This is a genomic window from Pseudomonas sp. F220 (assembly GCF_057813935.1).
Genome location: NZ_JBVASJ010000008.1, coordinates 29,780 through 56,123 on the forward strand (window position 1 = coordinate 29,780; position 26,344 = coordinate 56,123).

General features: G+C 58.3%; 18 protein-coding genes, 1 other RNA gene and 1 pseudogene. 7 read left to right on the plus strand and 13 right to left on the minus strand.

The window, feature by feature from the left end:
* Window positions 1–59: 59 nt before the first annotated feature.
* Window positions 60–2,159, minus strand: coding sequence for a DNA polymerase III subunit gamma/tau (gene dnaX, locus ACZYSM_RS09915; RefSeq protein WP_489071215.1), 2,100 nt, complete (start codon window positions 2,157–2,159; stop codon window positions 60–62).
* A gap of 144 nt (window positions 2,160–2,303) precedes the next feature.
* On the opposite strand from dnaX, the pseudogene ACZYSM_RS09920 reads away from it, so the two are divergent.
* A pseudogene (locus ACZYSM_RS09920) lies at window positions 2,304–3,126 on the plus strand (substrate-binding periplasmic protein).
* Here the strand turns inward: ACZYSM_RS09920 and ACZYSM_RS09925 are convergent.
* Both ACZYSM_RS09925 and ACZYSM_RS09930 read right to left on the minus strand, forming a co-directional pair.
* Complete coding sequence (locus ACZYSM_RS09925; RefSeq protein WP_489071217.1) at window positions 3,092–4,783, minus strand: putative bifunctional diguanylate cyclase/phosphodiesterase; 1,692 nt, start codon at window positions 4,781–4,783, stop codon at window positions 3,092–3,094. The pseudogene ACZYSM_RS09920 and the gene ACZYSM_RS09925 overlap by 35 nt on opposite strands.
* Window positions 4,784–4,801: 18 nt before the next feature.
* Window positions 4,802–4,951, minus strand: coding sequence for a hypothetical protein (locus tag ACZYSM_RS09930; RefSeq protein WP_489071219.1), 150 nt, complete (start codon window positions 4,949–4,951; stop codon window positions 4,802–4,804).
* Between the two features lie 444 nt (window positions 4,952–5,395).
* Between ACZYSM_RS09930 and ACZYSM_RS09935 the strand changes: the two genes are divergently transcribed.
* Complete coding sequence (locus ACZYSM_RS09935) at window positions 5,396–5,710, plus strand: helix-turn-helix domain-containing protein (RefSeq protein ID WP_489071221.1); 315 nt, start codon at window positions 5,396–5,398, stop codon at window positions 5,708–5,710.
* Between the two features lie 306 nt (window positions 5,711–6,016).
* Here the strand turns inward: ACZYSM_RS09935 and ACZYSM_RS09940 are convergent, their stop codons facing one another.
* From ACZYSM_RS09940 to ACZYSM_RS09975, 8 genes are all read right to left on the minus strand, one after another.
* Complete coding sequence (locus ACZYSM_RS09940; RefSeq protein WP_489071223.1) at window positions 6,017–6,661, minus strand: glycosyltransferase family 8 protein; 645 nt, start codon at window positions 6,659–6,661, stop codon at window positions 6,017–6,019.
* Window positions 6,586–7,041, minus strand: coding sequence for a hypothetical protein (locus ACZYSM_RS09945; RefSeq protein ID WP_489071225.1), 456 nt, complete (start codon window positions 7,039–7,041; stop codon window positions 6,586–6,588). The genes ACZYSM_RS09940 and ACZYSM_RS09945 overlap by 76 nt, the downstream gene beginning before the upstream one ends.
* A gap of 277 nt (window positions 7,042–7,318) precedes the next feature.
* Window positions 7,319–7,415, minus strand: an RNA gene (ffs, locus tag ACZYSM_RS09950) — signal recognition particle sRNA small type.
* Between the two features lie 156 nt (window positions 7,416–7,571).
* Complete coding sequence (locus ACZYSM_RS09955; RefSeq protein ID WP_489071227.1) at window positions 7,572–8,735, minus strand: zinc-binding metallopeptidase family protein; 1,164 nt, start codon at window positions 8,733–8,735, stop codon at window positions 7,572–7,574.
* Between the two features lie 182 nt (window positions 8,736–8,917).
* Window positions 8,918–11,275 carry an NAD-dependent DNA ligase LigA gene (ligA, locus tag ACZYSM_RS09960; protein ID WP_489071229.1) on the minus strand — a complete coding sequence of 786 codons (2,358 nt, stop codon included), beginning with the start codon at window positions 11,273–11,275 and terminating at the stop codon, window positions 8,918–8,920.
* A gap of 177 nt (window positions 11,276–11,452) precedes the next feature.
* Entirely contained in the window at window positions 11,453–12,304 is an 852-nt protein-coding gene (gene zipA, locus ACZYSM_RS09965; protein WP_489071231.1) for a cell division protein ZipA, read from the minus strand.
* Window positions 12,305–12,562: 258 nt separating this feature from the next.
* Window positions 12,563–16,051: a chromosome segregation protein SMC gene (gene smc, locus ACZYSM_RS09970; protein WP_489071233.1), complete on the minus strand. Its 3,489-nt coding sequence runs from the start codon at window positions 16,049–16,051 to the stop codon at window positions 12,563–12,565.
* A 2-nt stretch (window positions 16,052–16,053) separates the two neighbouring features.
* On the minus strand, window positions 16,054–16,713 hold the full coding sequence (locus ACZYSM_RS09975; RefSeq protein ID WP_489071235.1) for a GntR family transcriptional regulator: 660 nt from the start codon (window positions 16,711–16,713) through the stop codon (window positions 16,054–16,056).
* Between the two features lie 281 nt (window positions 16,714–16,994).
* Here ACZYSM_RS09975 and xdhA point away from each other — a divergent pair, with 281 nt between their 5' ends.
* The 4 genes from xdhA (at window position 16,995) to guaD (ending at window position 23,135) form a co-directional block, all read left to right on the plus strand.
* Window positions 16,995–18,449, plus strand: coding sequence for a xanthine dehydrogenase small subunit (gene xdhA, locus ACZYSM_RS09980; RefSeq protein ID WP_489071237.1), 1,455 nt, complete (start codon window positions 16,995–16,997; stop codon window positions 18,447–18,449).
* Window positions 18,442–20,841: a xanthine dehydrogenase molybdopterin binding subunit gene (gene xdhB, locus ACZYSM_RS09985; RefSeq protein ID WP_489071239.1), complete on the plus strand. Its 2,400-nt coding sequence runs from the start codon at window positions 18,442–18,444 to the stop codon at window positions 20,839–20,841. The genes xdhA and xdhB overlap by 8 nt, the downstream gene beginning before the upstream one ends.
* Window positions 20,842–20,979: 138 nt before the next feature.
* Entirely contained in the window at window positions 20,980–21,822 is an 843-nt protein-coding gene (xdhC, locus tag ACZYSM_RS09990; protein WP_489071241.1) for a xanthine dehydrogenase accessory protein XdhC, read from the plus strand.
* 8 nt (window positions 21,823–21,830) lie between these two features.
* The gene (guaD, locus tag ACZYSM_RS09995; protein WP_489071243.1) at window positions 21,831–23,135 is read left to right on the plus strand and encodes a guanine deaminase; all 1,305 of its coding nucleotides are present in this window, start codon (window positions 21,831–21,833) and stop codon (window positions 23,133–23,135) included.
* Window positions 23,136–23,369: 234 nt separating this feature from the next.
* On the opposite strand, the gene ACZYSM_RS10000 is transcribed toward guaD, so the two are convergent.
* Window positions 23,370–24,134 (minus strand): GntR family transcriptional regulator, encoded by a 765-nt coding sequence (locus ACZYSM_RS10000; RefSeq protein WP_489071245.1) that lies wholly within the window; start codon window positions 24,132–24,134, stop codon window positions 23,370–23,372.
* Between the two features lie 370 nt (window positions 24,135–24,504).
* Here ACZYSM_RS10000 and ACZYSM_RS10005 point away from each other — a divergent pair, with 370 nt between their 5' ends.
* Entirely contained in the window at window positions 24,505–25,695 is a 1,191-nt protein-coding gene (locus ACZYSM_RS10005) for a benzoate/H(+) symporter BenE family transporter (RefSeq protein ID WP_489071247.1), read from the plus strand.
* Between the two features lie 283 nt (window positions 25,696–25,978).
* Here ACZYSM_RS10005 and ACZYSM_RS10010 read toward each other — a convergent pair whose 3' ends face one another.
* The gene (locus ACZYSM_RS10010; protein ID WP_489071249.1) at window positions 25,979–26,323 is read right to left on the minus strand and encodes a YggL family protein; all 345 of its coding nucleotides are present in this window, start codon (window positions 26,321–26,323) and stop codon (window positions 25,979–25,981) included.
* Window positions 26,324–26,344 lie beyond the last annotated feature (21 nt).

The following is a 26,344-nucleotide window of genomic DNA, read 5'->3' on the forward strand; positions in this document are numbered from 1 at the left end:
CTCAAAAGTACTTGGATAAAAACTGCGCCCGGCCCATCAGGCCAGACACCATTCAGTTATTAGCCCTGACTGACCAGAGCCTCGACAGGTTCAATAGTATCGTTACGGATCACCGCACCGAACTGTTGCATCATTTGCTGGATGAACGGATCACCGTGGATCGACTCTTCGGCCTCGCGCTGCCGCTCGCCGCGGCGCCGGGACGCTGCCTGGGCCGGGGTTTCCTGCTCGGGCTTGATCAGCTCGATGCTCACGGTCAGCGTGCGCTGGTGATACTGGTTCAGCGCATCATTCAGACGGCGCTGCTGGGTCGCGTTGAACAGTGCGCTGTGGGCCGGGTCCAGGTGCAGCAACCAGTGGTCGCCATCAACCGCAATCAAGGTGCAGTTGGCGGCGATGCTGCCAGTCATCCCGGAAATCGGCAATTTCGGGAACAGCTCCAGCCACTCCAGGGCCAAACCGGTCGCAGGTTGCAAAGCTGGCGCAGGTTCGGGTTCCGGAGCCGGTTCCGCGGCGTGTTCGCTGGCCAGCTCATCGAGATAGCTGTACGCCGAATCCATGTCCGGCTCGATGTAGTCCTCATCCAGCGGCGGCTCGTCATCCAGATCCATCCCTGGCGTGGCCGCATCGACCTCGGCAACAGAAGGTTCAGGAACGGACGCTGCCACCCACTCGGGCGCATCCGGCACCGCGCTGTCAGGCATCGGCACGGGCATTGGAGTCAATTCCGGCTGCTCGGCGGCGGTCTCAAGCACTGGCTCAACCGCCGGCTGTTGCTCGATCACCGGCTCTACCGGGTCGTTCCAGGGCAGATCCACCACTTCAGCGGCGACAACCGCAGGTTCCACAACCGGCGACGCGATTATCGGCTCCGGCGCCACGACAGGAGCAACCGGCTCTGGAGCTGGCGCTACAACCGCAGCAACAGGCTCGATTGGCGCAACAGCCACGGGCACCACAACTGGGGCAACCGCCAGCGCAACGACAGACGCTGCAGCCACGGAGTTTGCGGAATCAACTGTGGCCTGGCTGATCCCCACTGGCTTTAGCGGTTGCCTCGGCGCGTCTGCGGTGTCTGCCGGCCGGAAGGCAAGCATCCGCAGCAGAACCATTTCAAAACCACCACGCGGGTCGGGTGCCAGCGGTAAATCGCGGCGGCCGATCAGACCCATCTGGTAATAGAACTGCACATCTTCAGCCGGCAAGGCCTGAGCCAGCGCCAGCACCCGATCGCGGTCGCCCTGACCGTTGTCGACACCTTCAGGCAATGCCTGGGCAATAGCGACACGGTGCAGCACATTGAGGATTTCCGACAGCACGCCATTCCAGTCCGGGCCCTGCTCGGCCAGGTGACGCACGGCTTCAAGCAACGCCCTGGCATCGCCGTCGAGCAGCGAGTGCAGCACGTCATAGACCTGACCGTGATCAAGCGTACCGAGCATCGCCCGCACATCGGCAGCCATGACCTTGCCTTCACCGAAAGCGATCGCCTGGTCGGTCAGGCTCATGGCGTCGCGCATCGAACCATCGGCAGCGCGACCCAGCAGCCACAGAGCATCGTCTTCGAACGGTACGTTCTCGACACCGAGCACATGGGTCAAATGCTCGACCACACGCTCCGGCGTCATGTTTTTCAGGGAGAACTGCAAGCACCGCGACAAAATAGTTGCAGGAAGTTTCTGCGGATCAGTGGTCGCCAGGATGAATTTTACGTAGGGCGGCGGTTCTTCCAGCGTTTTCAGCAGCGCATTGAACGAATGGCTGGACAGCATGTGCACTTCGTCGATCAGGTAGACCTTGAAGCGCCCGCGGCTTGGCGCGTACTGCACGTTGTCCAGCAGCTCACGAGTGTCCTCGACCTTGGTCCGGCTTGCGGCGTCGATCTCGATCAGGTCGACAAAACGCCCTTCATCAATCTCCCGGCACACCGAGCAGGTACCGCACGGCGTCGAAGTGATACCTGTTTCACAGTTCAGACATTTGGCAATGATCCGCGCAATAGTGGTCTTACCCACCCCGCGCGTGCCGGTGAAAAGATAGGCGTGGTGCAGCCGCTGACTGTCCAAGGCATTGATCAGAGCCTTGAGCACATGGGTCTGGCCGACCATTTCGCGGAACGAGCGCGGACGCCATTTACGTGCAAGAACCTGATAACTCATCGAAAACCGTCGCAACTGGGAAGCGGAAGCCGGTAATGCTAGCGGAGCAAGGGCTAAATTGCATCCAGTGTGCTCGTCTAATCTGGCTAAGCTGGTCTTTGGGATGCTTTTATTGGCCCTCGTTGTAGTCTTGCGGGAGAGTTTATGCATTTAGCCTGGGGAGCTTTGATGCTTATTACCGCAAGCGGCTTTGCCGCAGAAGCGCCACTGCGTTTCGCGGTCACCGACAGCTGGGCCATGCCCATGGTGCAAATCGAAGGCGGTCAGCCGACCCAGGGTATTTTGCACGACATGATGCTGAGCCTGGCGACCCGGGTCGGCCACCCTGCCGAGTTTCACGTGCTGGCCCGTGGCCGGGTGCAAAGTGCCATGGAGCATGGCGATATCGATGTTCGTTGCTATGCCGCGCAATCCTGGCTACCCAACCCGTCAGGCGACTACATCTGGAGCATTGCGCTGCTGTTTCAGCGCGACCTGCTGGTCAGTACGCAAAGCCTGCCAGCGCGAGTGTTACCTGCAAGCCTGCCCTCACAACATATCGGCAACGGTGCTGGGCTACAGCTACCCAAGCCTGCAGCCGCTGTTCGACAACGGCCAACTGCAGCGCGACGATGCACGCAATCAAGAACAGGTTCTGGAAAAGCTCCTGGCCGGTCGCTATCACTATGCCGTGAGTAACCAATGGACCCTGGACTGGTTCAATCACAAGCTTATGCCAGACAAACAACTGCATGGCGTCGCGGTGTTGCAGGAGCAAAATGTTGGCTGCTACGTACGCAACGACCCCAAATTGCCGGTGCAACGCATCCTGCACACTCTCTTGGAGATGAAGATGTCCAGGGAAATCGATGACATCATCAAACTCTACACCGGCGCTGATGATCCGACGGGCGCTGCACAAAACCGTTCAGAAGCAGTGACCGTCAGACCACTTACTCCAGCACCTGCCATTGCACCGGCGCCTTGAAGGTCGCAACCCAGCCTGGCACTTCGCTGGCAGGCATCGGTCGGGCAATGAAATAGCCTTGAGCCACTTCGCAGCCCAGGCGCAGCAGTAACTCACCGTGTTCCAGGGTTTCCAGTCCCTCGGCGATCACCTCCCGACCGAAAGCCCGGGCCAGTCCAATCACGGCCGTAGTCAACGCCAGATCATCCTTGTCGCTGAGGATGTCGCGGACAAATGATTTGTCGATCTTGATGGTTTGCGTGCGCAAACGCTTGAGGTAGCTCAGCGAAGAGTGACCGGTGCCAAAATCACCAAGAGAGAACTGCACCCCCAACGCCTGACACTCTTCAAGGCAGGTACTGACATGCTGGATGTTCTCGATGGCTACTGACTCGACTATTTCCAGATCGAGCAGCTGCGGCGCCACCTGGGCATGCCGCTCGAGCACGCCCTTGAGCCGCTCGACAAAATCCGCCCGCTGAAAATGCCGGGCAGCGATGTTGATGCTGATCGGCCAGCTCTGCCCCAGCCGTTGCCATTGATGCAATTGCGTCATGACTTGATCCATCACCCATTCGCCGATGTCGACGATCAGATCCGTTTCCACCACCAGCGGCAAAAACTCCTTGGAAGGCACCATCCCGCATTGCGGATCTTCCCAATACAACAACGCCTCGAAGCCAACGACGGAACCGCAGCGCATATTGACCTTGGGTTGAAAGTGCAAACACAGCTCCCCCCTGACCAGAGCCTGACGCACCCGCTCGACGGTCTGATGGGTCACCTTGACCTCTCTGTCGCGGGACACGTCGAACAGGTGGAACCGATTTCGCCCCCCCTGCTTGGCCACGTACATGGCCTGATCGGCGTGACGCAAGAGGGTTTCGGCATCTTCGTTATCGACGGGGAACAGCGTGGCACCAATGCTCGCGAATACAGTGATCTCCTTGCCCTGTATCGAATAAGGCGCGGATATCGTTCCCAGCACCCGATGCAACGCAGCGCGCAATCCAGGGACATCGCGCACGTAGCGCAAAATCAGCACGAACTCGTCACCCGCCAACCGCGCCACCACATCCTCGCCGCGAATGATCGTGCGCAAACGCTTCGCCAATTCCACCAACAACAGATCACCGCTGGCGTGGCCGTAACCATCGTTGACGGCCTTGAAGCCGTCGAGGTCGAGCATGCACACCGCCAGCGGAATATTCTCCAGCCGGGAGAAGTCCAGGGCTTGATCGAGCAGCTCGGACAGGAAGGCACGATTGGGCAACCCAGTCAGCACATCATGACCGACCCGCCATTGCAGCGAATGCAGGAGCTGACGTTTCTCGCTGACGTCGAAGCGAATCGACACATACCTTTGCACCCGTCCAGTTTCATCGTCGAGCAGCGGCACCACGGTGCTGTCGACCCAATACAACGTGCCATCCTTGGCGCGGTTACAAATCTCGCCTTTCCAGACCTCGCCCAAGGCAATGGTGCGCCACATCGAGGTGAAAAAATCGGCGGGATGCAACCCGGAACTGAGCATTCGGTGGTTTTTGCCCAACAACTCCTCCCGGCCGTAGCCGGAAATCAGGCAAAACTGGTCGTTGACATGGGTAATCCGCCCCGCAAGATCGGTCTCGGAGAAAATGGCGGCCGCATCCACGGCCCTTCGGTATCGCTCATCCATGAGTCAGGCTCACTGTCGCTAGCGGTTGATCCGCTCGACCAGGGCGCACAACCCGGAAGAGATGCCTTGAGGCCCAGCGCCAAGGCCAATGGCATCGGTGGCGCCCATAAGCCGCTGCGAGTCAGCAAGAGCCTGTTTAACAGAAGTGACCGGCCAATTCAGACGCACGTTAAAACTCCATAGACAGCATTCGATATGCCCTGCCCCAGACTTGACTGGCGACCGGCTGATTCGCGTTTTCCCTGACTGCGCTGTACAACCGGCTTGATCGCCCGCTTGCTTGCAATGCAGCGTTTTACACGGCGTTTCGCCTTCAAATTGGCGAAGATCAACTAGGATTAATCAAGGCATCAGGCAACACTGGAGGGCGTAGTGTCGGCAGCGATTGACGAAACCCTTTCGCCTGCGCCAGCCCTGTTTTAAAGGAACAAAAGAAATGCAACGGGTTCCTGCTCCATAAAACGCGCCTTTTGAAACCAGATCACCAAATACCTGTCTGGAACGAAGATTCTACGAAATGCATCACATTTTGCAAAGCAAGGTGATGGATTATGGTGTTGTCTAATGCGAAGATTTGTCGTTAAGTTATTGATTCTAAATGGGAATTGAGCGATGCAAATTTCAAGTTTGGGTCCAGCCATCAGGCGCTACCGCAAGGTAGCAGGGCTTACTCAGGCTGAACTAGGTGAGAGAACCGGTTTTGACCCTAAAACCATAAGCCGCTTCGAAACCGGCACCTATACACCCAGCGTGGAAGCTCTGTTCTTGTTCGCCGATGTGCTGGGGGTAAAGCTGAAAGTCTTTTTCGCGGATCTGGGCGACGAAGACGAACAGCGAGCTTATTTGTTCGGTGTCATTCACAAAGCCACCCCGAAGGATCTGGGAAAGCTGATAGCAACGGTAGACCTAGCCTTGTCCAAGCCTTGAGAGCCGAGCAACAAAAAAGAGGAGGCAGACTTATCGATCCCGATAAATCCGCCTCCTCTTTCACAAACGACTCCTGACAGGAACTGACAGCGCGCACCACTAAATTTGAGCGCACAGCCCGGCGACCAGCACCCGTTGCCCTGGATTTCGGCTACACCTTCGTTGCGCTGGGTCCCGACAGGCATCGGTTGCGGGCATTTTCGCTCTTAAATACTGGGGCGAAACACGTCCCTGAAAGACGTCAAAAAATCGGGGTGTAGCCGGCACTGTCACACTTTGCTATCACCTATCGGTGTCATACCCGGCTTACCACTTGAACCGATAGCACAGGAACCAATACAAGCCCTTAAGGGGCTTATTGCCGAGAAAGCACGACTTGTACATACGTTTGGCGTGCTGGCGTGTGCTCGGCACATCAAAAGGAGTATTGCGCCATGGCGAGCGAGCACGCACTTCCCGATAATGGCTGGTAGCCGCCTGATTATTCCAGATCTGCCACGGTTTGTTGGCCCCAGCGTAATGCAGCAGGACGGTATCAGGTGGCGCCGGTCTTTCGTAATCATCGCGGCGGTGGCCGAGCTTGAACTGAGTATTGAAGCGAGCATCAATGAAGCGAGCCTTTCCCTGCAGAACCACGTTGAGTGCGTCCTGATCGGGCCATTTCAACTCGACGGCGCGCTTTTCGATTACCTCCAAAACCTGCTCGGTAACGCGCTCCCGATGCCAGGCCCGAATGTCGATCAACATTACGCCCGAATTGAAGTATTGCTTCGAGGCCATCCCAAGGCTGGAAGTGCGGCTTTGCTCAGCGAGCGGGCTATCGCGGACAACCGCCGCCACACAGTCAGCCCCCTCCAATTGGAGCCATATCGGGCTTAGCGGCTCAAGACAAACGATATCAGTATCCAGATACAAGACCTGCTGATGCTCCTCAAGAATGAACGGAGCCAAGAGGCGATAGTAAATCGACTTGGGGAACAGCCTCGATTGAGGCAGATTCTCGAATAGCGGCTCAGAGATGCGATGAAACGTGGCCTGGCAACGGCTTTCGGCAATGAGGTTTGCAGGTTAGCCAGTGCCCCAGACAAATCGGCGGTGCTGATGATGTGGAAGTGAAAAGACACATCCCGCTCACGCTCGATAACCGATTGCATTGCAATGGCGGCATGACTCAAGAATGCCTGATCGACGCCGAACACCACATGGAAGGTTGCCGCCTCGCTCGAGGGCGATGAAACAGAAAAAGATTGGTGAAAACGATTATGTTGCAGCAGTGCGGCGATTGACACGTTGCTCATCCAGAAATATGACCACGAGCGCAAAACACTCATTGGCGAAGCTCAAGGTTGCGCAGGTTTTAACATATTGCCCCCCCTGTTTTCCATGGACAGTTGGAGGCGGATTTGTAATCTGGTCAAACACGTTAACCTGGGGGGACCAGTCACAGTAAAAGACCAAGCGTTCGCGTCATGGAACAGCTGAAACAGATGCAGTAGCATGCCGTTTTATGATGCACCGCTTGGGTGTACCTAAACGCTGTCACACTTTGAGTTGAGATTTTTTACTGACAAATCCTTGTAGAATCAAGGATTTAGAGATAGGTGGTAACCCCACCAGCCACACCCCGGCACACAATGTCACCGCTGCGGCTGCTCCCTTCCAGGCCTGACCGGGTTCACGGCTGATCGTTGCGGGGGGACCGATGGGGTCACCATAACGACGCTCGCCAGTGGCGAGCCGCGCCATTGTACCGATCTGACGAGAAGTTACAACCGTTCGGCTGGATTAAAAAATATGAGCAAGGTCAAGGACCTGCGGTGTTCTTGAAAAGATCGTCCGAACGCCGAACCTGCGGCAGCTCCTATGCCTGCATCACCTCATCCGCCCGGCCACCCTCTTGCTGGATGACCAGATGAATAAAATGCAATTTGGCGATGACCGATGGCGACAGGACAAAAGGATAGAAATCCGCTTGGCCCATGCTGCGTGACAGTTCATTGAGCATCCCGGCCAGTTCGATCCAGGCGTTGACGAACGACAGGAATGCCGCGCCGCCAGGATGCTCTGGATCGTAGAGTGTGCTGAGGGGAAATGGCTGGTAGTCGAAATCCATCTCTCGGGCGCTCATGCCAAAGCTCAGTGCAGTGTCGACCGCGTCCACCATGTGCAGGTAGTGAGCCCAGGTTTCCGCCCAGTCTTCCCACGGGTGCATGGTGGCATAGGCACTGACATGACCTTGCTGCCAGTCGCCCGGCGCGCCCTGTTGGTAATGCCGCTCCAGGGCCTCGGTATAGCTGGCGCGCTCGTCGCCGAACAGGTTACGGAACGGTTCGAGCCAGTGACTATTAGCGATCAGCCGGTCCCAGTAGTAATGCCCTGTTTCATGACGAAAATGCCCGAGCAAGGTCCGATACGGTTCGTGCATTTGCACGCGGACCTGCTCCCGATGGGCGTCATCTGCCTCTTTGACATCGAGGGTGATCAGGCCTTTGGCGTGGCCGGTGGTCGGCGGTTTGCCATCAAGGTCTATACCGACGAAATCAAAAGCAATTCCTGTGTCTTCATCCTGGGTTTTCGGGATGACCTGTAAACCCAGGCTGACCAACTGCGCGACAAGGCGACGCTTGGCGGTTTCCACCTTGCGCCAGCGCTCGTGATTCTCGGGGATCGACAGGTCGGGGATGGTGCGATTCAGACTACAGGCAACGCAGAGAACACCTGCACTGTGAGCTGGCAGCAGCCAGTTGCACGCTGCCGGGGTATCGAGATTGGCACAGCGACGGAACAGGCCGGCTTGCGGATCAGCGTCGAGCTGCCAGGTATCCATTTGCCCCCCGGGCTGCAGCGATGACAAGCGGCTCAGCTCCGGCTGATACCCCAGCGCCGCCGAGCAGGCCAGGCACTGGCTGTTGCGAAAGAACAGCGACTGCCCGCAGCGACAATGCCAGACTTTGCTGTTGCGGCTGCCCTCCCCCATGAAAGGCGCGGCGATGCGTGAGCTCAGTTGTTCGAAGAAGCGGTACATGGCGATCTCTCCCTGGGGCCCGCGAAGATCAAAAGATCACAGCCTGCGGCAGCTCCTACAAGGGATTGCATACACCCACAACATTGCGGTTGTACTCGACCGGTGTAGGAGCTGTCGCAGGTTCGGGCCGCGTTCGGACGATCCTGGCAATTTCGCCAACACCGCAGCAGCACTGCAGAAACTCAGACTTCTATCCCGTGCTTACCCAGAAACGCGACAAACGCCTCTTCATCCAGCACCTTCAACCCCAGCTCATTAGCCTTGGCCAGTTTAGAGCCAGCCCCCGGCCCAGCCACCACGCAGTGGGTTTTCGCTGACACCGAGCCTGCCACCTTGGCGCCCAGACTTTCGAGCTTGTCCTTAGCAATGTCGCGGCTCATCAGTTCCAGGGAGCCGGTCAGCACCCATGTCTGGCCGGCGAGCGGCAGACCTTCCACGACTTTCTTTTCGCTCTGCCAGTGCATGCCAAACGCTTTCAACTGATTCTCGATCTCCAGCGCACGCTCGGCGTGCTCTGGGTTATCGAAGAACTCACGCACCGCTTTCGCTTGCTTCTCCGCCAGCGCCTGACGCATGTCCAGCCAGTCCGCCTTGATCACACCGTCCAGCGAACCGAACTTGTCGGCCAGCTTCTGCGCCCCGCCCGGGCCGACCGACGGAATATGCAACTTGTCGATCAAGCCACCCAGGGTCGTGCTGGCAGCGAACTCTGCACCCAGCTCGCCCTGATCCTGAATATCCAGACCACGCGCCAGCAGCTGCTCGATAACCGTGGTGTTATGCGGGTCCTCGAAGAAGCTGTGAATCTCGTAGGCCACTTCCAGACCCACATCCGGCAAGTACGTCAGCACTTCCGGCAATGCTTGCTGAACGCGCTCCAGAGACGCCAGAGAACGAGCGAGGACCTTGGCCGTCTCTTCGCCGACATCGGGAATACCCAACGCGTAGATAAAGCGAGCGAGGCTCGGTTTTTTGCTGTCAGCAATGGCGCTGAGCAGGTTTTTACTGGAGAGCTCGGCAAAACCTTCAAGGTCGACGATCTGTTCGAAGTTCAAGGTGTAGAGATCCGCCGGTGATGTCACCAGGCCTTCATCCACCAGTTGCTCGACGCTCTTTTCGCCCAGACCTTCAATGTCCATGGCACGCCGCGAGACGAAATGAATGATTGCCTGTTTGAGTTGCGCACCACAGGCCAAGCGGCCGACACAGCGATAGACCGCGCCTTCGGTAACGGTTTCACGCCCCTTACTGCGCTTGACCAGCTGCGTGCGCTCGACATGCGAACCGCACACCGGACAGTTTTCGGGAATCTGCACCGGCCGGGCGTTTTCCGGACGACGTTCGGTAACCACCTGCACCACTTGGGGGATCACATCCCCGGCGCGACGAATAATCACCGTGTCGCCGATCATCAGGCCGAGCCGGGCCACTTCATCCATGTTGTGCAACGTGGCATTGGAGACAGTAACGCCTGCGACCTTGACCGGCTTCAAGCGCGCAACCGGAGTCACGGCCCCGGTGCGACCCACCTGAAATTCCACGTCGAGCAGCTCTGTGAGCTCTTCCATCGCCGGGAATTTATGGGCAATCGCCCAACGAGGCTCACGGGCACGGAAGCCGAGTTCGCGCTGCGACGCCAGGCTGTTGACCTTGAACACCACCCCGTCGATTTCATAGGGCAGCGCATTACGGCGCTCACCGATATCGCGGTAGTAGTCCAGGCATTCTCCGATACCGTTGGCCAGTTTCAGTTCGCGACTGACCGGCATGCCCCACTTTTTCAGTTGCTGCAGATTGCCAATATGGGTATCGGCAAATTCGGCCGACACCTGTCCAAGGCCGTAGCAACAAAACTCCAATGGACGGCTAGCCGTGATCTTCGAGTCCAGCTGCCGCAGGCTGCCGGCAGCAGCGTTGCGCGGGTTGGCAAAGGTCTTGCCGCCGACTTCCAGTTGCGTGGCGTTGAGCCGCTCGAAACCGGCTTTGGACATAAAGACTTCACCGCGCACTTCCAGAGTTGCCGGCCAGCCGCTGCCTTGCAGCTTCAACGGGATATTGCGCACGGTTCGCACGTTGACACTGATGTCTTCGCCCGTGGTGCCGTCGCCACGGGTCGCGCCGCGTACCAGCACGCCATCCTGATACAGCAAGCTGACCGCCAGGCCATCGAGCTTCGGTTCGCAGCTATATTCCACCGCCGCGCCACCACCAAACAAATCGCCGACGGGCAGATCGAGGCCTTCGTTCACCCGGCGATCGAACTCGCGCATGTCGGTTTCTTCGAAGGCATTGCCGAGACTGAGCATCGGCACTTCGTGGCGCACCTGGGTGAATGCCGAGAGCGCGGCACTGCCGACTCGCTGGGTCGGCGAGTCGCTGGTGATCAGCTCGGGGTTCGCCGCCTCCAGCGCCTTGAGCTCATGGAACAGCCGGTCGTATTCGGCGTCCGGAATACTCGGCTCGTCGAGGACGTGGTAACGGTAGTTGTGCTGATCCAGCTCAGCGCGCAGCTCTAGAATGCGGTTTTCGGCGGCGGTCATGGATGTTCTCTCATAAAGCAAAAGAGCAGCCGAGGCTGCTCAATCTGTTAATACGGCACAAACTCATTGTAGGAGCACGGCTTGCCGGCGATGGCGTCCTTGAGATAGTCATCGCGAGCAAGCTCGGCTCCTACAGGGCGCAGGAGGCGCGGCGCGATCTCCTATAGGCTGTCTATTTCAACGCTTCTGGGTCAGGGCGCGACGTTCGAATTCGACGATGCGTTGACGGTAGTGCTCGATGGTTTGAGCGGTCAGCACGCTGCGCTGATCGTCCTTGAGTTCACCATTGAGCTCCTGGGACAGCTTGCGGGCTGCCGCAACCATCACGTCGAAAGCCTGTTTGGGATGACGCGGGCCTGGCAAGCCGAGGAAAAAGCTCACGGCTGGAGTGCTGAAGTGATCGATATCGTCCAGATCAAACACACCCGGCTTGACCGCATTCGCCATGGAGAACAGGACTTCGCCATTGCCTGCCATGCTTTCGTGGCGGTGGAAGATGTCCATCTCACCAAAACGCAAGCCGCTTTCCAAAATGTTCTGCAACAGCGCCGGGCCCTTAAAGCCGCCGGCGTCACGGCAGATCACGCTGATCACCAAGACTTCTTCCGCTTGCGGCTGTTCTTTGACCACAGCTGCACTCGAAGACCGGGTTTCATCCGGGAAGTCATCGTCACGACTGCTGAAGCTCGGACCACCATCCAGATCGAGGTTGAGATTCAAGTCACCCTGATGCGGTTCACCGCCACGCTTGCCACGCTTGGAACCCGATTCACGGGGTTCACGGGCAGGCATGCTCACCGACGGCAAATCATGCTCGTCGAGCTGCGGTTCTTTATGGTTATCCAGCACACGCGGCGGGCCCAGTAGCTCGGCAGCAGTGTCCTCGTCGGGCAAATTGGACAGGCTTCGGTCCAGACGAAATTTCAGCTTGCCCTTGCCACCGCGCATGCGGCGCCATCCATCAAAAAGAATACCGGCAATGACCACAATGCCGATGACTATCAGCCACTCGCGCAGACCGATTTCCATGTAATCCCGTGCCTCTATAAAAAATGCTGATGAATAAAGGGTTTAGCAAGCTGCAAACCCCTTTAAAACGTGGCGCCAACTCTATGTTCTGACAGGCGTTTTGCCCACGCATACGAAAAATTGACATTAAACTAGCACGACCATAGATAACTTTACACCGTCTGTCGCAATGGCTTCAGCCAATATGTCGATTGGCCAGCAAGTCGAGGAAGATAAAACGCTCTACACCCTGTAGAAAATCATCTTACGCACAACGACTTATGCGTCCACCATTGCCATCGCCTCCTCAACATCAACTGCCACAAGGCGTGAACAACCAGGCTCGTGCATCGTCACCCCCATCAACTGATCGGCCATTTCCATGGCGATCTTGTTGTGGGTGATATAGATGAACTGCACCGTCTGCGACATCTCTTTCACCAGTCGAGCGTAGCGTCCAACGTTAGCGTCATCCAGCGGGGCGTCAACTTCGTCGAGCATGCAGAATGGCGCCGGATTCAACTTGAAGATGGCAAATACCAGCGCCAGCGCGGTAAGAGCCTTCTCACCACCAGAGAGCAAATGGATGGTGCTGTTCTTCTTTCCGGGCGGACGCGCCATGATCGTTACCCCTGTATCGAGTAGATCTTCGCCCGTCAGTTCCAAATAAGCGCTGCCACCACCGAAAACTTTTGGAAATAGTGCCTGTAAACCACCGTTGATCTGATCAAAGGTATCTTTAAAGCGATTTCGGGTTTCTTTATCGATCTTGCGAATCACGTTTTCCAGCGTGTCGAGGGCTTCAACCAAGTCAGCATCCTGAGCATCCAGATAATGCTTACGCTCGGACTGTTGCTGATATTCGTCGATAGCCGCAAGGTTGATCGCGCCCAGACGCTGAATCCGCGCGGCAATACGCTCAAGCTCTTCTTCGGCTTCCTTTTCGTTGGCCTCGGTGGTGAGCGTAGCGAGGACGCCGTGCAAGTCGTAACCGTCTTCCAGCAATTGATCCTGCAAAGTCTTGCGGCGCACCGTCAGGGCCTGCCATTCCATACGCTGCTGTTCAAGCTGGCTGCGGATCAACTGCGATTGCTGCTCGGCCTGGCTACGGCGCTTCTCGGCGTCGCGCAGTTCACGGTCAGCATCTTCCAAAGCGATTTGCGCAGTCTTGAGCTCTTCATCGACGGTCATGCGCTTGTCGAGCAGCTCTTCGAGCTTCAGACGCAATTCTTCCAGCGGCGCTTCACCCTCCTCCAGATTGAGGCTGAGCTGCTCGCGTTTTTCGGTCAGACGCTCGGATTGCAACTCAAGCCTTTCAAGCGCCTGACGCGTTGAGTCGTGCTGAGCCTTGAGCGAACCCAGGCGCACCGCCAGTTGATGAGTGTGATCCTTATGCTGACGGGCTTCCTGACGCACACGGTCCAGTCGTTCACGCAGGCTGTCGCGCTGAGCCAGCAGTAACTCGCGCTGTTCGGTGTCGACTGCCATGCTGTCCAGAGCGTCCTGCAATTGCAGGCGTGCCTCGCCGACCTGTTCGTGCTCAAGCGCGCGTTGCTCAGCCAGCTCACCAAGCTCTTCATCCAGACGCGTACGGCGCAGGGTCAACTGCTCGACCTTGGCTTTACCGGCGGATAGCCGGGCTTTCAATTCACCCTGCTGGCGCGCTTCATCTTGCAGGCGACGACGCAGTTGTTCACGGGCGTCTTCTTGTGCAAGCTGTTGCTCGCGCAGGGTTTGCAGCTGCTCTTCAAAGGTCGCCAGGGTCGCTTCGCGCTCGTCGCGCTCGAGCCCCAGGCGTTGCAATTCCTGTCCTCGAGCGAGCACGCCACTTTCCGCTTCACTGGCACGACGCACCCGCAGAAAATATCGACCAACCCAATAACCATCACGGCTGATCAAGCTTTCACCGGCAGCCAATTGACCGCGCAAGGCCAAGGCCTGTTCAAGGCTTTCGACCGGCTTGACCTGACCCAACCAAGGCGACAGATCGATCTCGGATTCGACCTTGTCGAGCAAGCTGCCTGGCACGCGAATGCCATCACTGGCAGGACTCAGCAGGCGCAAATCGCCCTGCTCGAAGCCGGCCAGATCCAAGCCGCCAAAGTCGTCGACCAGCACCGCTTGCAGATCGGCGCCGAGCACGGTTTCCACCGCCAACTCCCAACCAGCGTCAACCCGCAGACCTTCTGCCAGACGCGGCCGCTCAGCCAGGTGCTGCTCGCGCAACCATTCGGCAGTACCGGTGCCCGGGTCGAGCGCGGCTTGCTGCAAGGCTTCCAGCGACGCTAGTCGGCCGTTGAGGCGCTGCAATTCACCCTGAGCCTGTTGCTGGCCCTGGTTGGCTTGCTGTAATTCGTGGCGCAATTGCTCAAGACGCTCGACCAGCTGTTCCTCGCTGGCCTGCAACTCTTCCAGGGTCATTTCGCGGGTGGCGAGTTGCTCACTGAGTTCGAGGATCGCTGCATCTTCAGGATCGGCGGCAAGCAACGTGCGCTCTTCAGCCAGACGCCTTTGGCGTTCGGCCAGGCGCTCCATGCTGGTTTCCAGTTGCTGGATCCGCGACTGCTGCACTTCGGCCTGACGACGCGGCTCGGCGGAGCGCAGGTTGAAACTGTCCCACTGCTCCTGCCAGCCATGCATCGTGGTTTCCGACTCTTCCAGCGCAGCGGCAGCCTCTTCTGCGGCGGCGCTGGTGACTTCCTGCTCGGGCTCAAGCGTGTACAGCTCTTCGCCGAGGGTCGCCAGCAAGGTGCGGTCGAGGCCCAGGTGGGATTCGGTTTCCAGCCGCGATCGCTCGGCTTCGCGCAAGTCGTCCTGTAACTGACGTAAACGCTGCTGGCCGTGCTGGATGCTCTGCTCGACCCGGGCGATGTCGCCGCCGACCGAATAAAAGCGCCCTTGCACCAGGTTGAAGCGCTCGGAGAGATCATGATGACCGTCACGCAGCCGCTCGATGCTGGCATCGGCATTACGCTGTTCGGCGACCAGGGCTTCGAAGCTGATTTCCTGGGTGCCGATGATCGATTCGCGCTGACCCACCTGCTCGTTCAACGCCTGCCAGCGCAACGCTGACAGCTGAGCCTTGAGCTGACGCTCCTCGCCTTTATATTCCTGATATTTCTCGGCAGCCTGAGCCTGACGGTGCAAACGTTCGAGCTGGCGTTCCAGTTCATCACGCAGGTCGGTCAGGCGGGCAAGGTTTTCGTGGGTGCGGCGGATGCGGTTTTCGGTCTCGCGCCGGCGCTCCTTGTACTTGGAGATCCCCGCCGCTTCTTCGATGAAGTTGCGCAAGTCTTCGGGCTTGGCCTCGATCAGCTTGGAGATCATCCCCTGCTCGATGATCGAGTAACTGCGCGGACCAAGGCCGGTGCCAAGGAAGATATCGGTGATGTCTCGACGGCGGCATTTGGTGCCGTTGAGGAAATAACTATTCTGGCTGTCGCGGGTCACTTTGCGGCGAATGGAGATTTCCGCATAGGCCGCGTATTCCCCGACCAGCGTACCGTCGGAGTTATCGAAGACCAGTTCGATGCTGGCCTGGCTGACCGGTTTACGGCTGGTGGAGCCGTTAAAGATGACGTCGGTCATCGACTCGCCGCGCAGGTTTTTTGCCGAGCTCTCGCCCATCACCCAGCGTACGGCGTCGATGATGTTCGACTTGCCGCAACCGTTGGGCCCGACCACCGCCGCCATATTACTGGGGAAGTTCACCGTGGTCGGGTCGACGAAGGATTTGAACCCCGCCAATTTGATGCACTTGAGCCGCACGCTTAGGCAGCCGTCAACGCAGACAGCACCAGATCGCAACTGCGCTGGGCATAGGCCGAGAGCACGACGCGAATCTGCGGCAGGTCGCGGGCCAGCACAGCGGCCAGCAGTTGCTCAAACAGGTCGAGGAACTCGCTCATTGATGCCTTGCGTTGCTCCAGCGCGAGGAAATATGCGCGGCTCATAGCCGGCTGAAGGTTCTCGACGGTTTCTTGCAGGTACGGATTGTTGGCAAAGGCATACGCAGCACGCATCACATTGAAACTGTCTTCGACGAAAGCACGAATGTCCTGACGTTCGTAGCTGGTGACCAACCGCTGCTGAATTTGCAGGAACGGCGCCATATCAGCCTGAACCTTCCAGTCGTTGGCCACAGAGTTGCCGAGCAGGATGTACAGCTCACTCATTAGCGTGCACAGGCTCTGCACCTTGTGCGCGGTGAGTTCGGTCACGTGGGCGCCGCGACGCGGCAGGATCGCGATCAGGTGACGACGCTCAAGGATCAACAACGCTTCGCGCACCGATCCGCGGCTGACATTGAGGGCCAGCGTGACCTTCTGTTCCTGGATGCGCTCCCCTGGCTTGAGGTCCCCGCTAATAATACGTTCGGCGAGGTGGTGAGCAATTTGCTCGGCGAGGCTGTCCGGCGCCTTGAACGTCATGGTTTTCCTTCAAAATCTTCGATCGGTACAAGCGGCGCAGTGTAGCGCACTTGCTACGTCATGGCGCAGGGCGCTGAAGTGTAATGGCGCAGCGCTGAATTTGGCACGAAATAAGCAAAAAGCACTGCATCCCGAGAGGGTCAATAATGAAGAAAGGTGTCGTTAATCGGTAAAACAGCATTTCCTGACCTTTAAGTCAGAAAATCATTGACCGAAAAGTCAGACATGACTAAATTCGGTTCAAGTCGGTTAACAACAATAATGAGTCTGCGAGGCCTTCCGTGATCCAGTTTTTACTAAACCAGGAACTCCGTAGTGAGCACGCCCTGGACCCGAACCTGACCGTGCTCAATTATCTGCGCGAGCACTTGGGCAAACCCGGCACTAAAGAAGGTTGCGCCAGCGGCGACTGTGGCGCCTGCACCGTAGTCGTCGGCGAATTGCAGGCGGACGATGACGGCCGCGAACATATTCGCTATCGCAGCCTCAACTCGTGCCTGACCTTTGTTTCTTCACTGCACGGCAAACAGCTGATCAGCGTCGAAGACCTCAAACACCAGGGCCAACTGCACAGCGTGCAAAAAGCCATGGTTGAGTGCCACGGCTCGCAATGCGGTTTCTGTACGCCGGGCTTCGTCATGTCGCTGTTCGCCTTGCAAAAGAACAGTGACCAGCCGGACTCCCATAAGGCCCACGAAGCCCTGGCAGGCAATCTCTGCCGCTGCACCGGCTATCGCCCTATCCTCGCGGCGGCTGAACAAGTCTGCTGCGGCAAACAGGCTGACCAGTTCGATTCGCGCGAAGCCGATACCATCGCCCGCCTGAAAGCCATCGCACCGACCGAAACCGGCGAACTCAATAGCGGTGACAAACGTTGCCTTGTGCCGATGACCGTCGCCGATCTGGCCGACCTTTACGATGCCTACCCACAAGCACGTTTGTTGGCCGGCGGTACCGATCTGGCGCTTGAAGTCACCCAATTCCACCGTACCCTGCCGGTGATGATCTACGTCGGCAATGTCGCTGAAATGAAGCGCGTCGAACGCTTGGACGATCGCCTGGAAATCGGCGCCGCCACCTCGCTGTCCGATTGCTATGAAGCGCTCAAGGCTGAGTACCCGGACTTCGGCGAACTGCTGCAACGCTTCGCCTCGCTGCAGATCCGCAACCAGGGCACCCTGGGCGGCAACATCGGCAACGCCTCACCAATCGGTGACTCGCCACCCCTGTTGATCGCTCTCGGCGCGCAGATCGTTCTGTGCAAAGGCGAGACCCGTCGCACACTGGCGCTGGAAGACTATTTCATCGATTACCGGGTGACTGCGCGCCAGGAAAGCGAGTTCATCGAAAAGATCATCGTGCCCCGCGCCACCGCCGAACAAATCTTCCGCGCCTACAAGGTTTCCAAGCGTCTGGACGACGATATTTCCGCGGTCTGTGCAGCCTTCAATCTGCGCATCGAAAACGGTGTGATCGCTGACGCCCGCGTCGCTTTCGGCGGCATGGCTGCGACGCCAAAACGTGCGAAAAGCTGTGAAGCCGCCCTGCTCGGTTCGCAGTGGAACTCGTCGACAGTGGAACGTGCCTGCGCCGCGTTGGGCGAAGACTTCACGCCGCTTTCGGATTTCCGCGCCAGCAAGGAATACCGCCTGCTCAGTGCGCAAAATCTGCTACGCAAATACTTCATCGAACTGCAAACACCGCACATCGAGACTCGGGTGACCGCTTATGTCTAATCATCATGCCGTCGAAAAAACTCAGGCCGAACTCGCCGAGTTGTTTGCCAAAGACCTGAGCACCGGTGTCGGCCGCAGCGTCAAGCACGACAGCGCTGACAAGCATGTGTCCGGCGAAGCGCAGTACATCGACGACCGCCTGGAATTTCCTAATCAGCTGCACCTGTACGCACGGCTGTCGGATCGTGCCCACGCGAAAATCATCAGCATCGACACAGCACCGTGCTACGCCTTCGAAGGCGTGCGCATCGTCATCACTCACAAGGATGTGCCAGGCCTGAAGGACATCGGTCCACTGTTGCCCGGCGACCCGTTGCTGGCCATCGATGATGTGCAGTTCGTCGGTCAAGTGGTGCTGGCGGTCGCCGCCAAAGATCTGGAAACCGCGCGCACAGCGGCCATGGCCGCCGTCATCGAATATGAAGACCTCGAGCCAGTGCTTGACGTGGTCGAAGCGCTGCGCAAACGCCATTTCGTGCTCGACAGCCACACTCATCAGCGGGGCGATTCGGCGACCGCGCTCTCTACCGCAGAGCATCGCATCCAGGGCACGCTGCACATCGGAGGCCAGGAACACTTTTATCTGGAAACCCAGATCTCTTCGGTGATGCCGACCGAAGACGGCGGGATGATCGTCTACTGCTCAACCCAGAACCCCACTGAAGTGCAGAAACTGGTGGCGGAAGTACTCGACGTATCGATGAACAAAATCGTCGTCGATATGCGCCGCATGGGCGGTGGTTTCGGTGGCAAGGAAACCCAGGCTGCGAGCCCGGCATGCCTCTGCGCCGTGGTTGCGCACCTGACCGGTCAGCCGACCAAAATGCGTCTGCCGCGCGTCGAAGACATGCTGATGACCGGCAAGCGTCACCCGTTCTACATCGAGTACGACGTCGGCTTTGACAGCACTGGGCGTCTGCACGGTATTCAACTGGAACTGGCGGGTAACTGCGGTTGTTCGCCGGACCTTTCGGCGTCGATCGTCGACCGTGCGATGTTCCACGCCGACAACTCCTACTACCTCGGCGATGCGACCATCAACGGTCACCGCTGCAAAACCAACACCGCGTCGAACACCGCTTATCGCGGCTTCGGTGGCCCGCAAGGGATGGTCGCCATCGAAGAAGTGATGGACGCCATCGCCCGCCATCTGGCCCTTGATCCACTGGCGGTGCGCAAGGCCAACTACTACGGCAAGACCGAGCGTAACGTCACCCATTACTACCAGACCGTCGAGCACAACATGCTCGAGGAAATGACCGCCGAGCTTGAAGAAAGCAGCCAGTACGCCGAGCGTCGTGAAGCGATCCGACGCTACAACGCCAACAGCCCGATCCTGAAAAAAGGCTTGGCGCTGACACCGGTGAAATTCGGTATTTCCTTCACCGCCAGCTTCCTCAACCAGGCCGGTGCTCTGATCCATATTTACACCGACGGCAGCATCCACCTGAACCACGGCGGCACGGAGATGGGTCAGGGTTTGAACATCAAAGTCGCGCAGGTCGTGGCCGAAGTGTTCCAGGTCGAAATCGATCGGGTGCAGATCACCGCAACCAACACCGACAAGGTCCCGAACACGTCGCCGACTGCAGCCTCAAGCGGTGCCGACCTGAACGGTAAAGCCGCGCAAAACGCCGCTGAAATCATCAAGCAACGCTTGGTGGAGTTCGCCGCGCGGCAGTACAAGGTCAGTGAAGAAGACGTTGAATTCCACAACGGTCATGTGCGGGTGCGCGATCACATCCTGACCTTCGAAGCGCTGATCCAACAGGCGTATTTCGCTCAGGTTTCGCTGTCCAGTACCGGCTTCTACAAGACCCCGAAAATCTTTTACGACCGCAGTCAGGCCCGTGGTCGACCGTTCTACTATTTCGCCTATGGCGCGGCCTGCGCCGAGGTGATCGTCGACACCCTGACCGGCGAATACAAGATGCTGCGTACCGACATCTTGCATGACGTTGGCGCCTCGCTGAACCCGGCCATCGACATCGGCCAGGTCGAAGGCGGCTTCATTCAGGGCATGGGTTGGCTGACCATGGAAGAGCTGGTGTGGAATGCCAAGGGCAAGCTGATGACCAACGGCCCGGCCAGCTACAAGATTCCGGCGGTTTCGGATATGCCGCTGGACCTGCGAGTGAAACTGGTGGAAAACCGCAAGAACCCGGAAGACACGGTGTTCCATTCCAAGGCTGTGGGCGAGCCGCCGTTCATGCTCGGTATCGCCGCCTGGTGCGCAATCAAGGATGCGGTGGCGAGCCTCGGCGATTACCGTCACCAGCCAAAAATTGACGCACCGGCAACACCGGAGCGCGTGTTGTGGGGCTGCGAGCAGATGCGCCAGTTGAAGGCGGTGAAAACCGTGGAAGCCGAGGTTGAGTTGGCTTCGCTCTAGACCGAGGTGCTGCCATCGCGGGTAAGCCTTGCTCCTACAAGGGCATGGCGCGGTCGCGATGGTGGCCGCCGCCCCCCTGTAGGAGCATGGCTTGCCAGCGATGACGGCCGAACAGACAACACAGATGTTGAGGTGAACATGTACAACTGGATCGACGCCCTCGCCGACCTGCAAACCCAGGGCGAACCCTGCGTGTTGGTGACCATCATCGAAGAGCTCGGTTCGACGCCGCGTAATGCCGGTTCGAAAATGGTCATCAGTGCCACGAAGACCTTCGACACCATCGGCGGCGGGCACCTGGAATACAAGGCAATGCAGGTCGCCCGGGAGATGCTTGCCAGCGGTAAACAAGACACCCATCTGGAGCGCTTCACCCTGGGCGCCAGCCTCGGCCAGTGCTGCGGCGGCGTGACCGTGTTGCTGTTTGAACCGATGGGCCAGGTTCAGGCACAGATCGCGGTATTTGGTGCCGGCCATGTCGGGCGGGCGCTGGTGCCGTTACTGGCCAGCCTGCCTTGCCGGGTACGCTGGATCGACTCGCGGGAGCAGGAGTTCCCCGAGCAGATCCCCCATGGCGTAAGCAAGATCGTCAGCGAAGAGCCGGTGGATGAAATCGATAACCTGCCCGCCGGCAGTTACTGCATCGTCATGACCCATAATCACCAGCTCGATCTGGAATTGACCGCCGCGATCCTCAAGCGCGCCGACTTCGCCTACTTCGGCCTGATCGGTTCGAAGACCAAGCGGGTCAAGTTCGAACATCGCTTGCGTGACCGTGGTTTCGACAGCGCGCTGCTGCAACGCATGCGCTGCCCGATGGGCATCGGCGAGGTCAAAGGCAAACTGCCTGTGGAAATCGCCATCTCCATCGCCGGCGAAATCATCGCCACCTATAACGCGAATTTTGGCCAGCACACCGCGAGCGCCGAACCCATTGCCAAATTGCTGCCAGCCTCGCGCCGCAGCCAAGCCACGAACTGAGAAACCTCATGCCTTTGACTCGCAAAGCCTACCGCGCCGCCATTCTGCACAGCATCGCCGACCCTGCTGAAGTGGGTATCGAAGCGTCCTATAAATATTTCGAAGATGGTTTGCTGGTCATCGATAACGGCAAGATCAGCGCCGTCGGTCATGCCACTGAATTGCTCGCCAGCCTGCCGGCCGATATCGAAGTCACCCATTATCAGGATGCGCTGATCACTCCCGGTTTCATCGACACCCACATCCACCTACCGCAGACCGGCATGGTCGGTGCCTACGGTGAGCAGCTGCTGGACTGGCTCAACACCTACACCTTCCCTTGTGAAAGCCAGTTCGCCGACAAGGCCCACGCCGAAGAGGTCGCGGGCATTTTCATCAAGGAGCTGCTGCGCAACGGCACCACCACCGCGCTGGTATTCGGCAGTGTGCACCCGCAATCGGTGACCTCGTTCTTCGAAGCCGCCGAACAGCTGGACCTGCGGATGATCGCCGGCAAGGTGATGATGGACCGCAACGCGCCGGACTACCTGACCGACACCGCTGAATCCAGCTACCTCGAAAGCAAAGCGCTGATCGAACGCTGGCACGGTAAGGGCCGCTTGCACTACGCGGTGACCCCGCGCTTTGCGCCAACCAGCACCCCGGAACAACTGACACTGGCCGGGCAATTGCTCAGCGAATACCCCGACCTGTACATGCAGACGCACATCAGTGAAAACCTGCAAGAAGTCGAATGGGTCAAGGAGTTGTTCCCGGAGCGCAGTGGCTATCTGGACGTGTACGACCACTACAAGCTGTTGGGTGAACGCTCGGTATTCGCCCACGGCGTGCATCTGTGCGACGACGAATGTGCGCGTCTGGCCGAAGCCGGTTCAGCAATCGCTTTCTGCCCGACGTCGAACTTCTTCCTCGGCAGCGGTCTGTTCAACCTGCCGATGGCCGAGAAGCACAAATTGAATGTCGGTCTGGGCACGGACGTCGGCGGCGGTACCAGTTTCTCGCTGCTGCAAACCTTGAACGAAGCCTACAAGGTTATGCAACTGCAAGGCGCTCGTCTGAGCCCATTCAAATCGCTGTACCTGGCGACCCTCGGCGGCGCCCGCGCCCTGCGCCTGGAAGACAAGATCGGCACCCTGCAACCGGGCACCGACGCGGACTTCCTGGTGCTCGACTACAACGCCACGCCGCTGCTCAGCTATCGCCTGAAACAGACCAATAACATTGCCGAGACGTTGTTTGTGCTGATGACGCTGGGGGATGACCGGACTGTGCTGCAGACCTATGCGGCGGGAAATCTGGTGCATCAGCGCTAAAGGCTGGAAACAAAAAATCCCCCGCAGCCATGAGTAGAGGCTGTGGGGGATTTTTTTGGTCTGTCAGGCCTCACATTCCTGTAGGAGCGAGGCTTGCCCGCGATCGAGCGCGCAGCGGTCGCAAATCCTGCAACCGAGCTATATCAGGTAGAACGAGTCGGCAGCATTACGACTGCTGCGCAGCCGATCGCGGGCAAGCCTCGCTCCTACAGGGGGGGGCGCGCTCTTCGCAATTTACAGTTTCGCCGCTGAACGCCCTGGCTTCTTGGTCTGCAACAGGTGCGAGAACACCGCGTGCAAATCGTCCGAAGCGCTTTCTTCGTCGAGGTTGAGTTTGCTGTCGATGTGATCCATGTGATGCATCATCAGGTGCACCGCCAACTCAGCGTCGCGAGCCTCGATGGCATCGATCAATTGAGTGTGTTCATCGTAGGAACAATGCGAGCGGTTGCCGCTTTCGTACTGGGCGATGATCAATGAAGTCTGGGACACCAGACTGCGCTGAAAGCTGATCAGCGGCGCATTCTTCGCCGCTTCAGCCAGCTTCAAGTGGAACTCGCCAGAAAGCCTGATACCCGCCCCACGATCGCCGCGCGAGAAGCTGTCGCGCTCGTCGTTGACCATCTGCCTTAGTTCCGCAAGCTCCTCGGCCGTCGCATGCTGCACCGCCAATTCGGTAATCGCCCGCTCAACCAGACGCCGTGCCAGGAACACCTGCCGGGCTTCCTCGACGCTCGGGCTGGCGACCACCGCCCCCCGATTGGGCCGCAGCAACACCACACCTTCATGAGCCAGACGCGACAAGGCGCGACGGATGATGGTGCGACTGACCCCGAAAATCTCCCCCAGCGCCTCTTCGCTCAACTTCGTGCCAGGCGCCAGACGCTGTTCCAGGATGGCCTCAAAGATATGCGCGTAGACAATATCGTCCTGGGTTCCGCTGCGGCCGGCTTTGCCTGCTCGCGGTTGTTTCTTGAGGGGCTGCAACTGTTCGTTCATGGGCACTCGAGTTGAGAAAACTGCGGCGAATTAACCGTGACTGTAGTACGACACAGCAGGTCGCGGGCAAGTATCGCGTAAAAAACATGACACATTGTACACAACCGGTTGTGCGAACACGACTGTACGGCTGTTTACAGCCACGGCTGTATTGCAATGGTCGGTTACGTTTGAGTTTAGGCTTGGGCACAGAATCTGAGGTTAACACCACCCCCTGTAGGAGCTGCCGCAGGTTCGGGCCGCGCTCGGACGATCTTTTCGGGAGCTCTGCACATCCCGAAAGATCAAAAGATCAAAAGATCGCAGCCTGCGGCAGCTCCTACGGTTAAGGCACCCCGGACATCTTCACCAGCACAAGGAACACCGCTTCATGACCGACGCTACTCCAGCGCTGTTACGCCCACTGGCCGACACTTCGCCATCAGCCATTGTCGCCGGCTTCATCGCGATGATGACCGGCTACACCAGCTCTTTGGTACTGATGTTTCAGGCAGGTCAGGCTGCCGGTTTAACCAGCGGGCAAATTTCGTCGTGGATCTGGGCGATCTCGATCGGTATGGCGGTGTGCAGCATCGGCCTGTCCCTGCGCTATCGCACGCCCATCACCATCGCCTGGTCGACCCCGGGCGCGGCGCTGTTGATCACAAGCCTGGGCGGCGTGACCTACGGCGAAGCCATCGGCGCCTATATAACCTGTGCGGTGCTGGTAACCATCTGCGGGCTGACTGGTAGTTTCGAACGCTTGGTCAAGCGTATTCCTGCCTCGCTGGCCGCAGCGTTGTTGGCCGGCATTTTGTTCAAGATCGGCAGCGAAATTTTCGTCGCCGCGCAACACCGCACAGCACTGGTGCTGGGGATGTTTTTCACCTACCTGATCATCAAGCGCCTGTCGCCCCGCTATGCAGTACTCGGTGCTCTACTGATCGGCACGGCGTTGTCCGGTCTGATGGGGTTATTGGACTTCAGCGGTTTCAGCCTGGAAGTGGCGACGCCGATCTGGACCACTCCGCATTTCTCTCTGGCCGCGACCATCAGCATCGGCATTCCGCTGTTTGTGGTGGCAATGACCTCGCAGAACATGCCGGGCATCGCTGTGTTGCGCGCCGACGGCTACAACGTTCCGGCCTCACCACTGATCACCACCACCGGCATCGCCTCGCTATTACTGGCGCCGTTCGGCTCCCACGGCATCAACCTTGCTGCGATCAGCGCCGCTATCTGCACCGGCCCTCATGCCCATGAAGATCGTAACAAGCGCTACACCGCTGCGGTCTGGTGTGGGATTTTCTACGGGATTGCCGGGGTGTTCGGCGCGACGCTGGCCGCGCTGTTCGCTGCGTTACCGAAAGAACTGGTGCTGTCGATTGCCGCACTGGCCCTCTTCGGCTCGATCATCAATGGCCTGAGCATCGCTATGTACGAAGTAAAAGAACGCGAAGCTGCGCTGATCACCTTCATGGTTACCGCATCGGGGCTGACGCTGTTTTCGATTGGTTCGGCGTTCTGGGGGATTGTGGCGGGGGTGTTGACGTTGGTGATTCTGAATTGGCGTAAGGCTTAGGTTATTCGAAACGCCAAGAACCAATCGCGAGCAAGCTCGCTCCCACATTTGATCTCTGCTGCTCACAAATAGTGTGCTCACAGAAGATCTAGGGTGGGAGCGAGCTTGCTCGCGATGGCGGCCTCATCGCCGACAATAATTCCGGGTATGACGAAATTTCCGACGCCCACACAAAATACCGGGAAACAGGCCCGAGGCATAAACAAATCAGAAGGGAAAAATAGAAAAGCTGCTACAGAGCAGCAACGAATCAGCGGCCCGAACGGGCCGCTGACTCATGACATCAGGCTACCGGATTGATTGGCTTTTCCGGGTACCAGACGTCCAACAGCGGGCTGACTTCAACGCTGGTCAGCTCGGTGCGGGTTTTGAGCCAGGCTTCAACCTGAGCGCGCTGCTCTTCGCTGACCGAACCACGTTTGATCAGGCAAACCAGACCGTAGTCATCGCCGCCAACATAGCCGAGGCCGTTGGCTTCCATCGCTTCATTCAGGAACGACTCGAGGAAAGCGTCAATAGCCTCATCAGCCAAATCTTCTTTGAAATCCAGGTTCAGCTCGAAACCCAGCTCTTGAAATTCATCTACGCACAGTTTTTTGCGCAGACGCTGGGAACGGTTAGTCGCCATGGAACAATCCTCATAAGTAAT